The organism is Vibrio sp. YT-19(2023), from assembly GCF_033337395.1.
This window is the reverse complement of the sequence record NZ_JAWOQN010000022.1, coordinates 38,767-52,955: the sequence shown is the minus strand read 5'-3', so window position 1 is coordinate 52,955 and position 14,189 is coordinate 38,767. Positions and strand designations below refer to the sequence as shown.

Annotated in this window: 15 protein-coding genes; 1 reads left to right on the top strand and 14 read right to left on the bottom strand. The window is 45.7% G+C overall.

The features are described 5' to 3' along the window. Window positions 1–49 precede the first annotated feature (49 nt). Window positions 50–790: an amino acid ABC transporter permease gene (locus R7E78_RS16600; RefSeq protein ID WP_318058075.1), complete on the top strand. Its 741-nt coding sequence runs from the start codon at window positions 50–52 to the stop codon at window positions 788–790. A gap of 80 nt (window positions 791–870) precedes the next feature. On the opposite strand, the gene glmU is transcribed toward R7E78_RS16600, so the two are convergent. From glmU to mnmG, 14 genes are all read right to left on the bottom strand, one after another. Then, entirely contained in the window at window positions 871–2,232 is a 1,362-nt protein-coding gene (gene glmU / locus R7E78_RS16595; RefSeq protein ID WP_047102566.1) for a bifunctional UDP-N-acetylglucosamine diphosphorylase/glucosamine-1-phosphate N-acetyltransferase GlmU, read from the bottom strand. Window positions 2,233–2,381: 149 nt separating this feature from the next. Further along, window positions 2,382–2,804 (bottom strand): F0F1 ATP synthase subunit epsilon, encoded by a 423-nt coding sequence (locus R7E78_RS16590; protein WP_005378937.1) that lies wholly within the window; start codon window positions 2,802–2,804, stop codon window positions 2,382–2,384. Window positions 2,805–2,822: 18 nt separating this feature from the next. Next, on the bottom strand, window positions 2,823–4,226 hold the full coding sequence (atpD, locus tag R7E78_RS16585) for a F0F1 ATP synthase subunit beta (RefSeq protein WP_005383849.1): 1,404 nt from the start codon (window positions 4,224–4,226) through the stop codon (window positions 2,823–2,825). Between the two features lie 35 nt (window positions 4,227–4,261). Then, complete coding sequence (gene atpG, locus R7E78_RS16580) at window positions 4,262–5,128, bottom strand: F0F1 ATP synthase subunit gamma (protein ID WP_005378932.1); 867 nt, start codon at window positions 5,126–5,128, stop codon at window positions 4,262–4,264. A gap of 44 nt (window positions 5,129–5,172) precedes the next feature. Further along, window positions 5,173–6,714 (bottom strand): F0F1 ATP synthase subunit alpha, encoded by a 1,542-nt coding sequence (gene atpA / locus R7E78_RS16575; protein ID WP_005378931.1) that lies wholly within the window; start codon window positions 6,712–6,714, stop codon window positions 5,173–5,175. Window positions 6,715–6,727: 13 nt separating this feature from the next. Further along, window positions 6,728–7,261: a F0F1 ATP synthase subunit delta gene (gene atpH, locus R7E78_RS16570; RefSeq protein ID WP_017635596.1), complete on the bottom strand. Its 534-nt coding sequence runs from the start codon at window positions 7,259–7,261 to the stop codon at window positions 6,728–6,730. 14 nt (window positions 7,262–7,275) lie between these two features. Further along, window positions 7,276–7,746 (bottom strand): F0F1 ATP synthase subunit B, encoded by a 471-nt coding sequence (gene atpF, locus R7E78_RS16565; RefSeq protein WP_005378929.1) that lies wholly within the window; start codon window positions 7,744–7,746, stop codon window positions 7,276–7,278. Window positions 7,747–7,820: 74 nt separating this feature from the next. Further along, window positions 7,821–8,075, bottom strand: coding sequence for a F0F1 ATP synthase subunit C (atpE, locus tag R7E78_RS16560; protein WP_002540812.1), 255 nt, complete (start codon window positions 8,073–8,075; stop codon window positions 7,821–7,823). Window positions 8,076–8,132: 57 nt separating this feature from the next. Further along, window positions 8,133–8,945: a F0F1 ATP synthase subunit A gene (gene atpB / locus R7E78_RS16555; protein WP_005378922.1), complete on the bottom strand. Its 813-nt coding sequence runs from the start codon at window positions 8,943–8,945 to the stop codon at window positions 8,133–8,135. Between the two features lie 8 nt (window positions 8,946–8,953). Beyond that, entirely contained in the window at window positions 8,954–9,343 is a 390-nt protein-coding gene (locus tag R7E78_RS16550) for a F0F1 ATP synthase subunit I (protein ID WP_005378921.1), read from the bottom strand. A gap of 189 nt (window positions 9,344–9,532) precedes the next feature. Further along, window positions 9,533–10,414 (bottom strand): ParB/RepB/Spo0J family partition protein, encoded by an 882-nt coding sequence (locus tag R7E78_RS16545; RefSeq protein WP_005383840.1) that lies wholly within the window; start codon window positions 10,412–10,414, stop codon window positions 9,533–9,535. A gap of 24 nt (window positions 10,415–10,438) precedes the next feature. Beyond that, window positions 10,439–11,212 carry a ParA family protein gene (locus R7E78_RS16540; protein WP_005383838.1) on the bottom strand — a complete coding sequence of 258 codons (774 nt, stop codon included), beginning with the start codon at window positions 11,210–11,212 and terminating at the stop codon, window positions 10,439–10,441. 10 nt (window positions 11,213–11,222) lie between these two features. Next, window positions 11,223–11,858, bottom strand: a complete 636-nt coding sequence (rsmG, locus tag R7E78_RS16535; RefSeq protein WP_262657852.1) for a 16S rRNA (guanine(527)-N(7))-methyltransferase RsmG — start codon at window positions 11,856–11,858, stop codon at window positions 11,223–11,225. Continuing rightward, window positions 11,858–13,753: a tRNA uridine-5-carboxymethylaminomethyl(34) synthesis enzyme MnmG gene (gene mnmG / locus R7E78_RS16530; RefSeq protein ID WP_318058074.1), complete on the bottom strand. Its 1,896-nt coding sequence runs from the start codon at window positions 13,751–13,753 to the stop codon at window positions 11,858–11,860. Before mnmG ends, rsmG begins: the two co-directional genes overlap by 1 nt. Window positions 13,754–14,189 lie beyond the last annotated feature (436 nt).

Genomic DNA, 14,189 nt, shown 5'->3' with positions numbered 1-14,189 from the left:
TAACATAGCAGCAACAAAGGAAGTTTTTTAGTTAATTCAGGGAGTAAATGTGACGTTTCGAACTCTATGGTTATTTTCACTACTATTACTCACTGGTTGTTCAGATTATCAATGGGGCTGGTATGTACTTGACCCTTCGACGGATCAAGGGCTCACCAATCTAAAGTTTTTAATCGCTGGGTTTAACGACACCATCCAAGTATCACTCCTTAGTATGTTATTTGCGATGAGCTTGGGCCTAATCGTTGCGTTACCCGCTCTGTCGGACTCAGCCTCTCTGAAGTGGATAAACCGTATTTATGTCGAGGTGATCCGTTCAGTGCCAGTTTTAGTCTTACTACTTTGGGTGTATTACGGCATGCCTACACTATTGGATGTCTCACTCAATCACTTTTGGGCGGGTGTTATTGCACTGACTATCGCTGAGAGTGCGTTTATGGCGGAAGTGTTTCGCGGTGGGATACAAGCTATCAGCCGTGGCCAACATGAAGCGGCTGAATCTTTGGGCTTAAGCTATTGGCAAAAGATGCGCCTGGTAATTCTTCCCCAAGCATTTCGACAAATCCTCCCTCCACTGGGCAATCAATTTGTCTACATTCTCAAGATGAGTTCTTTAGTCAGCGTGATTGGTTTAAGCGATCTCACTCGCCGTGCTAATGAGATGGTGGTGAATGAGTACTTACCCTTAGAGATTTATACCTTCCTCGTTTTGGAGTACTTGTTACTCATCCTATTTGTATCTCAAGCCGTTCGTTGGCTCGAAAAACGTATTGCCATTCCTAGCTACTAGCGATGAAGCCTTAGCTAGAAACAACAAAGCCGCTCTTGTTGAGCGGCTTTGACAATATAGAGACAGAGTGTAGGTAATGCTTATTTCTGTTTTACAGGACGCTGCCAGCCAGTAATTTTGCGCTCTTTGACGCGAGTAATTACTAACTCACCTTCTTCAACATCTTTTGTTAGTGTCGTGCCTGCACCGATGGTTGCGCCATCAGCGATAGTGACAGGCGCCACCAGCTGGCTATCAGAACCAACAAAAACATCATTACCGATGATGGTTTTAAACTTGTTCGCACCATCGTAGTTACAAGTGATAGTACCTGCACCGATGTTAGTACGTTGACCGATCTCTGCATCACCTAAGTAAGTTAGGTGGTTCGCTTTTGAACCTTCTCCGATGCGCGCATTTTTCACTTCAACGAAGTTACCCACATGGGAATCGTTACGCATTTCAGCACCAGGACGAAGGCGAGTAAATGGACCAACCGTACATTCTTCACCAACCGTTGCACCTTCAATCACACTGTAAGGGCGAACGATGGTGTTGTCGTCGATTTCACAATCTTTCAGTACACAACCCGCACCGATAACCACGTTATCACCCAGTGAAACTTTACCTTCGACGATAACATTCACGTCGATTTCACAGTCCATACCGCACTGTAACTCACCACGCAAATCAAAGCGTGCTGGATCGCGTAGCATGACACCTTGCTCTAGTAGCTTCTGAGCTTGCATTGACTGGAAAGCACGCTCTAGACGAGCAAGCTGTGCGCGGTCGTTGACCCCTTCCACCTCAATGGCATTGACTGGGTGTACTGCCTCAACGGCACGACCTTCATCGTGTGCAGCTGCAATAACGTCAGTTAGGTAGTATTCGCCTTGTGCGTTGTTGTTGTTTAAGCCAGACAACCAACGCTTAAGATCCCCACCAGTCGCAACCATCACGCCAGTGTTGATCTCTTTAATTTGTTTTTGTTCTTCTGTTGCATCTTTTTGCTCAACGATCGCCACAACAGGACCATTCTTACGGATAATACGACCATAGCCTGTCGGGTTATCTAGAATCACTGTTAGTAGTGCAATACCGCCAGTTGGCTGTGCATCTAATAGGTTTTCAATCGTTTCAGCTGAAATCAGTGGAACATCACCATAAAGCACCAGTACTTTTTCATCGTCTTCAAACTTCGGAGACGCTTGATCAACCGCATGACCTGTCCCTAACTGCTCCGCTTGAAGCACCCAATTTACAGGCTCTTCTGCAAGAGTGGTTTGCATTTGATCACCACCGTGACCAAAGACCAAGTGGATGTTTTGTGCGCCAAGACCTGTACATGTATCGATAACATGTTTTGCCATTGGCTTGCCTGCCAAAGTGTGTAGCACTTTAGGCATGTTCGAATGCATACGGGTACCTTTACCCGCTGCAAGAATCACAGCACTGAATTTCATTGATAACCTATTGACGTTTTATGTTAATTGGCCGTTATTTTAAACAGCTCTTTTAAAATAGTTAATGGAGTAAGGTAAATTTCCAACTAAAATTAATCAAAAAGGCGACCAATTGGCCGCCTTTTTTCATGCAACGTTGCTAATTGAGCTTAGCGACGCTTTTTTGTCAGCTCGATAACTCGTAGCTGAGCAATGGCTTTAGCCAGTTCACTGGCCGCTTGTGCGAAGTCCATGTCACCATGCTGATTCTGGATTTGCTCCTCAGCGCGGCGTTTGGCTTCTTCTGCCTTCGCTGCGTCTAGCTCTTCACCACGGATAGCTGTATCAGCTAGTACAGTCGCTGTACCAGGCTGAATCTCTACCATACCACCAGAAACATAAATAATTTCTTCGTGGCCGTGCTGTTTCACAATACGCACCATACCAGGCTTGATAGCGGTCAGCAGCGGTGTGTGACCATGGAAAATACCAAGTTCACCTTCGCTACCGGTCACCTGAAACGTTTCAACACGACCAGAGAAGATTTTCTTCTCAGCGCTTACTACGTCTAGGTGAAAGGTTATTGCTGCCATATCGCCTCCTAGTTAGCCTTATAGCTTCTTCGCATTCTCAATAGCATCGTCGATGCTACCGCAGTACATAAATGCCTGCTCAGGAATGTCGTCGTATTCACCAGCTAGTAGACCTTTAAAGCCACGTAGAGTCTCTTTTAGAGGTACGTAAATACCAGGGTCACCTGTAAATACTTCTGCTACGTGGTAAGGCTGAGTTAGGAAACGCTCAATCTTACGTGCACGAGATACAACTTGCTTATCTTCTTCAGATAGCTCGTCCATACCTAGGATAGCAATGATATCTTTCAGCTCTTTGTAGCGCTGAAGAGTCTGCTGAACACCACGAGCAACTTCGTAGTGATCTTGACCAACGACTAGTGGATCAAGCATACGAGATGTTGAATCTAGCGGGTCGATCGCAGGGTATAGACCCATTGCAGCGATGTTACGGTTAAGTACAACCGTTGCATCCAAGTGCGCGAACGTTGTTGCTGGAGACGGGTCAGTCAAGTCATCCGCTGGTACGTATACCGCCTGTACAGACGTGATAGAACCTGATTTCGTTGACGTGATACGCTCCTGAAGTACACCCATCTCTTCTGCAAGAGTTGGCTGGTAACCTACCGCAGAAGGCATACGACCTAGTAGTGCTGATACCTCTGTACCTGCAAGTGTGTAACGGTAGATGTTATCAATGAACAGTAGTACGTCACGACCTTCGTCACGGAAACGCTCTGCCATTGTTAGACCAGTCAGTGCAACACGTAGACGGTTACCTGGTGGCTCGTTCATCTGACCGTAAACCATCGCTACTTTTGATTCTTCAGGCTTCTCAACGTTTACAACGCCCGCTTCCTGCATCTCGTAGTAGAAATCGTTACCTTCACGAGTACGCTCACCAACACCAGCAAATACTGATAGACCTGAGTGCTGTAGTGCGATGTTGTTGATAAGTTCCATCATGTTAACGGTCTTACCTACACCTGCACCACCGAATAGACCGATTTTACCACCCTTAGCGAATGGACAAATTAGGTCGATTACTTTAACGCCCGTTTCTAGAAGTGCAATTTCGTTTGATTGCTCTTCGTAGCTTGGTGCACTACGGTGGATAGAGTAAACCTCTTCCGCACCCACTTCACCACGCTCGTCAATCGCGTCACCTAGGACGTTCATGATACGACCTAGAGTTTTAGTACCTACTGGTACTGAAATTGGAGCGCCAGTGTTAACCACTTCTACTCCACGACGTAAACCATCAGAGCTACCCATTACGATACAACGAACTACGCCACCGCCTAGCTGTTGTTGAACTTCAAGAACTAGACGCTCTTTTGAGTCCGTTACGTTTAGAGCGTCATATACACTAGGTACATTGCTCTGTGGGAACTCTACGTCGACTACCGCACCGATGATCTGTACGATCTTACCTGTAGCCATCGTTAATCCTCTAAACTATTTCGTTTTACCTAAGCTTAAACCGCAGCTGCACCACCAACGATTTCTGATAGTTCTTGTGTAATCGCAGCCTGACGGGCTTTGTTGTACACAAGTTCCAAATCGTCAATCAAACTGGTTGCGTTATCCGTTGCAGCCTTCATCGCAATCATTCGAGCCGCTTGCTCACAAGCAAGGTTCTCAACCACACCTTGGTATACCTGAGACTCTACGTAACGCACTAATAGCGTATCCAGTAGAGGTTTTGGTTCAGGCTCATAGATGTAGTCCCATGAATGCTCACGCTGCATCTCTTCGCTGTCCGATTTAGGCAAAGGTAGCAATTGATCGATCGTTGGTTGCTGAACCATAGTATTAACAAACTTGTTGAATACTACATATAGACGGTCCAGTTCACCTTCATCGTATTTCTTCAGCATTACGCCAACAGAGCCGATTAGGTCTTGTAGGCTTGGATTATCTCCAAGACCAGAAACCTGTGCCGCAACTTTTGCGCCACCATGTTTAAAGAAAGCTGTTGCTTTTGAGCCAACAACGGCTAGCTCAATCTCAGCACCTTTCTCTCTCCATGCTTGCATGTCTGTAACGGCTTTTTTGAACACGTTAATGTTCAAACCACCACACAGACCACGGTCTGTCGAAACGATGATGTAACCAACACGTTTAGCTTCACGCTCTTCTAGGTACGGATGACGGTACTCTAGGTTTGCGTTAGCCACATGACCGATCACTTTACGCATTGTTTCAGCGTATGGACGAGAAGCTTCCATTGCATCTTGAGAACGACGCATTTTTGAAGCTGCTACCATTTCCATCGCTTTCGTAATTTTCTGAGTGCTTTTAACACTACCGATTTTATTACGTATCTCTTTTGCGCCGGCCATCGTTACTCTCCGTTAGTTGGTGGCAGAAACTGCCACCGACCTAATTACCAAGTTTGGGTTGCTTTGAAGTCGTCAGTCAGTTTCTTCAACTGAGCTTCGATTTCATCGTTGTAAGCGCCAGACTTGTCGATCTCAGCTGCTAGTTCAGCGTATTGACCGCGAGCGTACGATAGTAGAGCCGCCTCGAAATCTAGAACTTTGTTAAGTTCTACATCATCAAGGTAACCGCGCTCTGCCGCGAAGATAGTTAGAGCTTGGTCAAATACAGACATTGGAGCGTACTGCTTCTGCTTCATTAGTTCTGTAACTTTTTGACCATGGTCTAGCTGTTTCTTCGTTGCGTCATCAAGGTCAGAAGAGAACTGAGCAAATGCCGCTAGTTCACGGTATGCAGCTAGTGCTGTACGGATACCACCTGATAGTTTCTTGATGATTTTCGTCTGAGCTGAACCACCTACACGAGATACTGAGATACCAGGGTCAACAGCAGGACGAACACCAGCGTTGAATAGCTCAGTTTGTAGGAAGATCTGACCATCGGTAATCGAGATTACGTTAGTCGGTACGAATGCTGAAACGTCACCTGCTTGAGTTTCGATGATAGGAAGAGCAGTCAAAGAACCAGTCTTACCTTTCACTTCACCGTTAGTGAAACGCTCTACGTACTCTTCGTTTACACGAGCTGCACGCTCTAGTAGACGCGAGTGTAAGTAGAATACGTCACCTGGGAATGCCTCACGGCCTGGTGGACGTTTAAGTAGTAGAGAGATCTGACGGTAAGCTACCGCTTGCTTAGATAGATCATCGTAAACAATCAGTGCGTCTTCACCGCGATCGCGGAAGTATTCACCCATCGCACAACCTGCGTAAGGCGCTAGGTATTGAAGCGCTGCAGATTCAGAAGCTGATGCAACTACAACGATAGTATTTTGTAGTGCGCCGTGCTCTTCTAGTTTGCGAACAACGTTAGCGATAGTCGATGCTTTCTGACCGATTGCTACGTAGATAGAGAAAATACCAGAGTCTTTCTGGTTGATGATCGCGTCGATCGCCAGTGCTGTTTTACCAATCTGACGGTCACCGATGATAAGCTCACGCTGACCACGACCGATTGGGATCATTGAGTCAACTGACTTATAACCAGTTTGCACAGGTTGGTCTACCGATTTACGGTCGATTACACCTGGTGCGATCACTTCTACAGGCGAAGTCATTTTCGCTTCGATTGGACCTTTACCATCGATAGGCTCACCCAGCGTATTTACTACGCGGCCTAGTAGTTCTGGACCAACTGGCACTTCAAGAATGCGGCCAGTACCTGTAACTTTCATGCCTTCCTTAAGGTCAGCATATGGGCCCATTACAACCGCACCAACCGAGTCACGCTCAAGGTTAAGTGCCAGTGCATAACGGCCACCCGGTAATTCAATCATTTCACCTTGCATCACGTCCGCTAGGCCGTGGATGCGGATGATACCATCGCTTACCGATACGATAGTACCCTCGTTGCGAGCTTCACTAACAACTTCGAAAGATTCGATACGTTGTTTGATCAGATCGCTAATTTCCGTGGAATTAAGTTGCATGCTCCAATCCCCATTAAGACTGCAATGCATCGCTCAGGCGGTTCAAACGACCACGCGCTGAGTCATCGATGACTAGGTCTCCGGCTCGAATAATAACCCCACCAAGTAGGGTCTCATCTACACTGCAATTCAGCTTCACTTTGCGTTCAAGACGCTTTTCAAGTTTGCTGCCAATGTTTGCAAGTTGTTCATCAGAAAGCTCTGTTGCTGAAATTACTTCAACATCAATTTCTTTCTCATGTTCTTTTTTCAGAGTAAAAAACTCCGTGCAAACATCAGGAAGGGCCGCTAAACGACCATTCTCAGCCATTACCTTCAAAAGGTTTTGACCGTGCGCATCAACTTGTTCGCCGCAAACTGCAACAAAAATTTCTGCCATTTTGTCAGCAGAAACCGAACCCGTTAGTAGTTCGTTCATTTGTTCGTTTTTGGCCACTTCAGCAGCAAAAGATAACATTTGGCCCCATTGGTCCAACTGGTCTTTCTCTAAAGCAAAGTCGAAGGCTGCTTTAGCATAGGGGCGTGCGATAGTAGTCAAATCAGACATATGCGCCCCCAGACTTAAAGTTTTGCAGTAATGTTGTCGAGAATATCTTTTTGCGCATCTTTATCGATAGAACGCTCAAGGATTTTCTCAGCACCAGCTACAGCCAGAGTAGCAACTTGTTTGCGCAGCTCATCGCGTGCACGATTGCGTTCAGCTTCAAGTTCTGCTTCTGCTTGCGCTAGGATTTTCTGGCGTTCTGCCTGAGCTTCCTCGCGAGCTTCATCAAGAATTTGAGACTTACGTTTGTTCGCTTGTTCGATGATCTCAGTTGCTGTGCGCTTCGCTTCTTTCAATTGATCAGAAGCGTTGGCTTGTGCTAGATCCAAGTCTTTCGCAGCACGTTCTGCTGCTTGAAGACCATCAGCAATTTTCTTCTGACGCTCTTCGATCGCTTGCATCAATGGTGGCCATACATACTTCATGCAGAACCACACAAATAGTGCGAACGAGATTGCTTGACCTAGCAGAGTTGCGTTTATGTTCACAACAGCTACCCCTCTATTTGGACTTAGTGTTAATCAGTGACAAGCGATAATCGCCCGTCCCGAGTTAAAGGTGATTAACCTAGTTGACCAACGAATGGGTTTGCGAAAGTGAATAGTAGCGCGATTACGATACCGATCATTGGAACCGCATCAAGTAGACCCGCGATGATGAACATCTTAACTTGTAGCATAGGAGCCATTTCTGGTTGACGTGCAGCACCTTCTAGGAATTTACCACCTAGCAGTGCGAAACCAATCGCTGTACCAAGAGAAGCAAGACCGACGATAATACCTACGGCGATTGCAGAAAAGCTCAGTAAAGTTTCCATTACTATCTCCAATTTATAGTTGTTGGCTTAGTGCCCAAATAAAAAGCTTTAAAAAAATTAATGATCAGGATCTTCGTGTGCCATTGACAGGTAAACAATTGTCAACATCATGAATACGAAGGCTTGAATCGTAATAACCAAGATATGGAAGATTGCCCACGGTAGTGAACCCATCCATTGTAAGTACCATGGTAGCATTGCCGCACAAAGAATGAATACAACCTCACCCGCGAACATGTTACCGAATAGACGCATACCAAGTGATAGAGGTTTCGCTAATAGCGATACCACTTCAATTAGTAGGTTAAACGGAATCATCAGTGGGTGATTGAATGGATGTAGTGCAAGTTCTTTTGCGAATCCACCTAGACCTTTTACTTTGATGCTGTAGTAAATCATCAATGCAAAAACGCCTAGAGCCATAGCCATGGTGATATTCACATCAGCAGACGGTACAACCTTAAGGTAAGGAATACCTAGCCAATGCTCTGCTGGGTATGGTAAGAAGTCGATAGGAACTAAGTCCATCACGTTCATCAAAAATACCCAACAAAAGATAGTCAGTGCTAAAGGCGCGATCAGTGGGTTGCGTCCATGGAACGTGTCTTTGACGTTATCGGCGACAAATTCAACGATCATTTCTACAGCACACTGAAGCTTACCCGGTACACCCGCTGTTGTTCTCTTTGCTACTTTGTAAAAAATTCCGAGGAAAATTAAACCAGTAAACCAAGAAAAAAACAGGCTATCGATATGTACGTTCCAGAAACTTGTCTCCGACCCTACTAAACCCAACTTGTATAGCGATAGGTTAGAAAGGTGGTGGGCAATGTAACCGGACGATGTTAGCGCTTCACCTGGCGCAGCCATAACTCATCCTATTTTTTGTTGTTAATGAATAGCACTGGTGCACAGATATTAATACCTAGTACCAGCAAATAGGTTAGTTTGAGGGGAACAAGTTCCACCTGCATATACATGTAGGCAACATAGAACAGAGCAACCGTGATGAGAATTTTCAGTACTTCACCCGTATAGAAGGAAGCAGCGATGCGCTTGGCAGCGCGAGCTCCACTAAACATGAAAGCACACAGCGCGAATACTGCATTGGCAACAACAAAAATGCCTCCGCCAATCAGCGCTGAAAATCCCCAGTCAGGATTTATGGCTACCGCCATTCCTGCTGCCACAAAAATAACCGCGCCAGACTGGATCATTAACAATTGCCTTGCGAGCTCTCGTCCTGGTCTAGCTAACGCAGCTACCATGTATTCGTACCTCTAGTAATATCCACTTCGCACTTAACTCTCTGTGCTGGGAAATTGGCGAAAATTATACGTTCAGTTCAACGTAAAGCAATTCGATTGCATCAAAAACTTACAGTTTTGTTTACAAAACGACAACTTTCGCACAAAATTCGATTAATTAGATTAATTGACCTAAATCAATTATCTCATCTAGGCCTCAAGCTTGGCAATTAGTTGGTCCAATTTGTGAGGCTCATCAAGACTTATCGTCAATTTCGCTTTTCCGTTTGCAGAACGGGTAAGAGAAACTTTTGCATCAAGCAGCTGACTCAATTTATGCGACATTTGCTCGGCTTCGGTATCCTCTTGTTGCCCTTTTTGCTCATTTTGTGGGGCTAAGCACTTTTTTACTAACTGTTCGGTTTGGCGAACAGTCATTTGCTTCTTAGCCACTTGTTGAGCTACTTCGACTTGCTGTTCGCCTTCTAACGCTAACAGAGCTCGAGCATGACCCATTTCCAATTTTTTATCTGCAACCAGACCTTTTACATCAACTTCCAACTGATTCAGACGTAATAGGTTACTCACCGTCGTTCTTGATTTACCAATCACATCGGCCACTTGCTGATGTGTCAGCGTGAATTCATCTTGTAGACGCTCAAGCGCTTGGGCTTCCTCAATCACATTCAAGTCTTCACGTTGAATGTTTTCAATCAACGCCATGGCGATGGCGGCACGATCTTCAACTTTTTTCACCAAACACGGCACGCGTTTTAAACCCGCCTGCCTTGCAGCACGCCAGCGGCGCTCACCTGCGATGATCTCAAACTGACCATTTTCGACCTGGCGAACCACGATTGGTTGAATAATGCCTTGTGATTGAATCGAAGCCGCTAGTTCTTCTAGCGCTTCAGGCGCCATATCTTTACGCGGTTGGTATACGCCCGGCTGCAATTGACCAATCGCTAAATCGGTTAACTCACCGTCTGCCGATAATTCTTGGCTATGCGATGCAATATGCTGTTTTTCACGAGCAAACGAACTGGTCGACAATAACGCATCCAGTCCTTTTCCGAGACCACGCTTAGACATGGGATTGAATTCCTTAGGTTAGAGTTAAACTGGGATTTCTTCGCGGCGGAGCATTTCGCCCGCTAGAGCAAGATACGCTTTGGCACCTGCGGAGTACTTATCGTAGTACATTGCAGGCTTACCGTGACTTGGTGCTTCAGCCAAACGAACATTACGCGGAATGACAGTACGGTAAACTTTATTCCCAAAGTGTTTTTTAAGTTGATCGGATACTTCATTCGATAAGCGGTTGCGTGGGTCGTACATGGTACGCAATAAACCTTCGATTTTGAGGTTTTCATTCACAACAGCCGCTAACTTGCTGATTGTATCCATAAGAGCAGTTAAACCTTCTAACGCAAAGTATTCACATTGCATCGGCACCAGCACTGAGTCAGCTGCCGCCATCGCATTGATTGTAAGAAGGTTTAGAGAAGGAGGACAATCAATAAAGATGAAATCATAGTTATCGCGAACTGACGACAATGCATTTTTTAGACGCACTTCACGAGCGAAAACTTCCATCAATTTGATTTCTGCCGCGGTTACGTCTCCGTTCGCCGCGATCAAATCATACTTCCCTGTTGTTTGGGTACAAACGACTTGATCGAACGGTGTATCTTCGACCAAAAGATCGTATGCGGTGGCGTCGACCATATACTTATCCACGCCACTGGCCATCGTAGCATTACCTTGCGGGTCGAGATCGATCACCAAAACCTTGCGCTTTGTTGCCGCCATCGAAGCCGCTAAGTTAATGCACGTTGTTGTTTTGCCGACCCCACCTTTCTGGTTGGCGATTGCTACAATTTTACCCACGATTACCTCGCTAATTTTCCTTGCGCGATAAGATTACTAGATGACGATCACCTTCCAACTCAGGAACAGCCAAAGATATGATCTCTGTCACACTGCACCATTCAGGAAGCTGATCCATTTCATCTTTAGGGTGCTGTCCTTTCAGCGCTAGAAACACCCCGTGCTCTTGTTTCGGCAAATGGTGGCACCATTCCACCATGTCTGTCATTGAAGCAAAAGCTCGACTCAAAACGCCATCAAATTTTTCTTCAGGCTGGAATTCTTCGACGCGACTTTGAATTGGTGTCACGTTTTTCAGCCCTAATGTGTGCACGACTTGCTTGATAAAACGGATGCGTTTGCCAAGACTGTCGAGCAAAAAGAAGGTTTTCTCAGGGTTCATGATTGCCAAAGGGATGCCCGGTAACCCCGGACCAGTACCAACATCAATGAAGCGCTCACCGGGCAGGTGTGCGCTTACAACGATACTATCAAGAATATGTTTCACTAACATATCAAGCGGATCACGTACCGATGTTAAATTGTACGCTTTGTTCCATTTGTCGAGCAGTTCGACATAGCCAACTAACCGCTCTCGTTGCTGTTCTGACACTTCCAAATCGGTTTTCGCGATCAGTGAATCCAGCTTTGTTCGCAATGCGCTCATTATTCTTCCTCACCTTTCTTCAGCAAACCATGCTTTTTCAAGTGAACAAGTAGAATAGAAATTGCAGCAGGCGTAATACCAGAAATGCGTGATGCAATACCGATGCTCTCTGGTTTGGCCTCGCTCAGTTTAGCAACGACTTCGTTTGATAAACCTTTTACATCGCGGTAATCCAAATCAGCAGGTAACTTGGTATTTTCGTGACGCAGTGATTTTTCGATCTCTTCCTGCTGACGCTTGATGTAACCATCATATTTCACTTGAATTTCAACTTGCTCAGCCGCTTGCTGATCTTCAAGCGCAGGAGCAAACGCTTCAAGTTGCGTCAGTTGCGAATAAGTGATCTCAGGACGACGCAGAAGATCCTCACCACTCGCTTCACGGGCCATTGGGGTTTTCAGCAGCTTGTTCAGCTCATCAACACCCTCTGACTTCGGATTCATCCACGTTGCTTTCAAACGCTGACGCTCCGTTTCCATATTGTTGATTTTCTCGTTAAAGCGAGCCCAACGAACATCATCAATCAAGCCTAGCTCGCGCGCTTTTTCCGTTAAACGTAAATCGGCGTTATCTTCACGAAGTAGCAGGCGGTATTCCGCACGAGAAGTGAACATTCGGTACGGCTCTTTGGTACCCATGGTCGATAAGTCATCAATCAACACGCCCATGTAAGCTTGGTCACGACGTGGGCTCCAGCCTTCTTTGTCTTGGCTAAACAAGCTTGCGTTTAGACCGGCCATCAAGCCTTGCGCTGCGGCTTCTTCGTAGCCAGTCGTACCATTAATCTGGCCAGCAAAGAACAAACCATGAATGAACTTCGTCTCGTACGTTTGCTTCAAATCACGTGGATCGAAGAAATCGTATTCAATCGCATAACCTGGGCGAACGATGTGTGCATTTTCAAACCCTTTCATTGAGCGCACGATTTGTACTTGCACATCAAATGGCAAGCTGGTCGAGATACCATTAGGGTATAACTCGTGCGTGGTTAGGCCTTCTGGCTCAATGAAGATTTGGTGGCTGTTTTTGTCAGCGAAACGCATCACTTTGTCTTCAATAGACGGACAGTAACGAGGACCAATACCTTCAATCACACCAGCGTACATTGGACTGCGATCCAAGTTACTACGGATCACATCGTGAGTTTGTTCATTGGTGTGGGTGATGAAACATGGAATCTGACGCGGATGCTGTTCACGTTTGCCCATGAACGAGAATACAGGCGTTGGGTTATCACCATGCTGAGCTTCTAGCACTGAAAAATCAACAGTACGAGCATCAATGCGCGGTGGAGTACCTGTTTTTAAACGATCCACACGGAACGGCAGTTCACGCAGTCGATCCGCTAATGCGATCGATGGTGGATCCCCGGCACGACCACCAGCCGAGCTTTCCATACCTATGTGGATCTTACCACCAAGGAAGGTACCTACGGTTAGCACAACGGCTTTCGCATGGAAGCGAAGTCCCATTTGAGTTACCACACCAACTGCGCGATCTTGTTCAACAATCAGATCATCAACTGATTGCTGGAACAACGTTAAGTTAGGCGCATTTTCTAATGCATTACGAACGTACGCTTTGTACAGAGCGCGATCGGCTTGAGCTCGAGTTGCTCGTACTGCAGGACCTTTGGAGGCATTTAGTGTACGAAACTGAATACCTGCATGGTCGATGGCTTCAGCCATCAAACCGCCCATAGCATCTACTTCTTTTACTAAGTGACCTTTACCAATACCACCGATCGCCGGATTACAAGACATCTGGCCTAATGTATCGATGTTATGGGTAAGGAGAAGCGTTTTTTGTCCTGTGCGTGCAGATGCGAGCGCGGCTTCCGTTCCTGCGTGTCCGCCACCGACAACAATGACGTCAAAGTTTTCGTGATAAAGCATGAACTGACCTCAGGTATTCAAAGGGATTTAATGGACAGATAAAGGAGCCGTATTTTACCTGCTTTATGCCAGAGAGAAAAACGTTTTCTCGTTTTATCCGTTTTAAGCTTCAAGATAAATATATATAAGATCTATATATATGATCTTTTATTAGATCTACTATTAGGATCGACCGTTTCTGTGGATAACCTAAAAATGATCAACAAGATCATGGATCTTCTTTGGATCATATCTTGTGATCATGATTGGATCAGATCGAGGATTAGCTGGGATCAAAAGTGGTGGTTATACACAGGGGGTGAAATTGATCAAAGTTGTTATTGGGATAACTAAAGGAAAATCACTGGATCTTATTGTAGTTATCCACAGTCTGTTTGGTTGGTTTTTGAGCGGTTAAACAAAATAATTTGGTGGGAGAGTTATTCACATGGGAGAA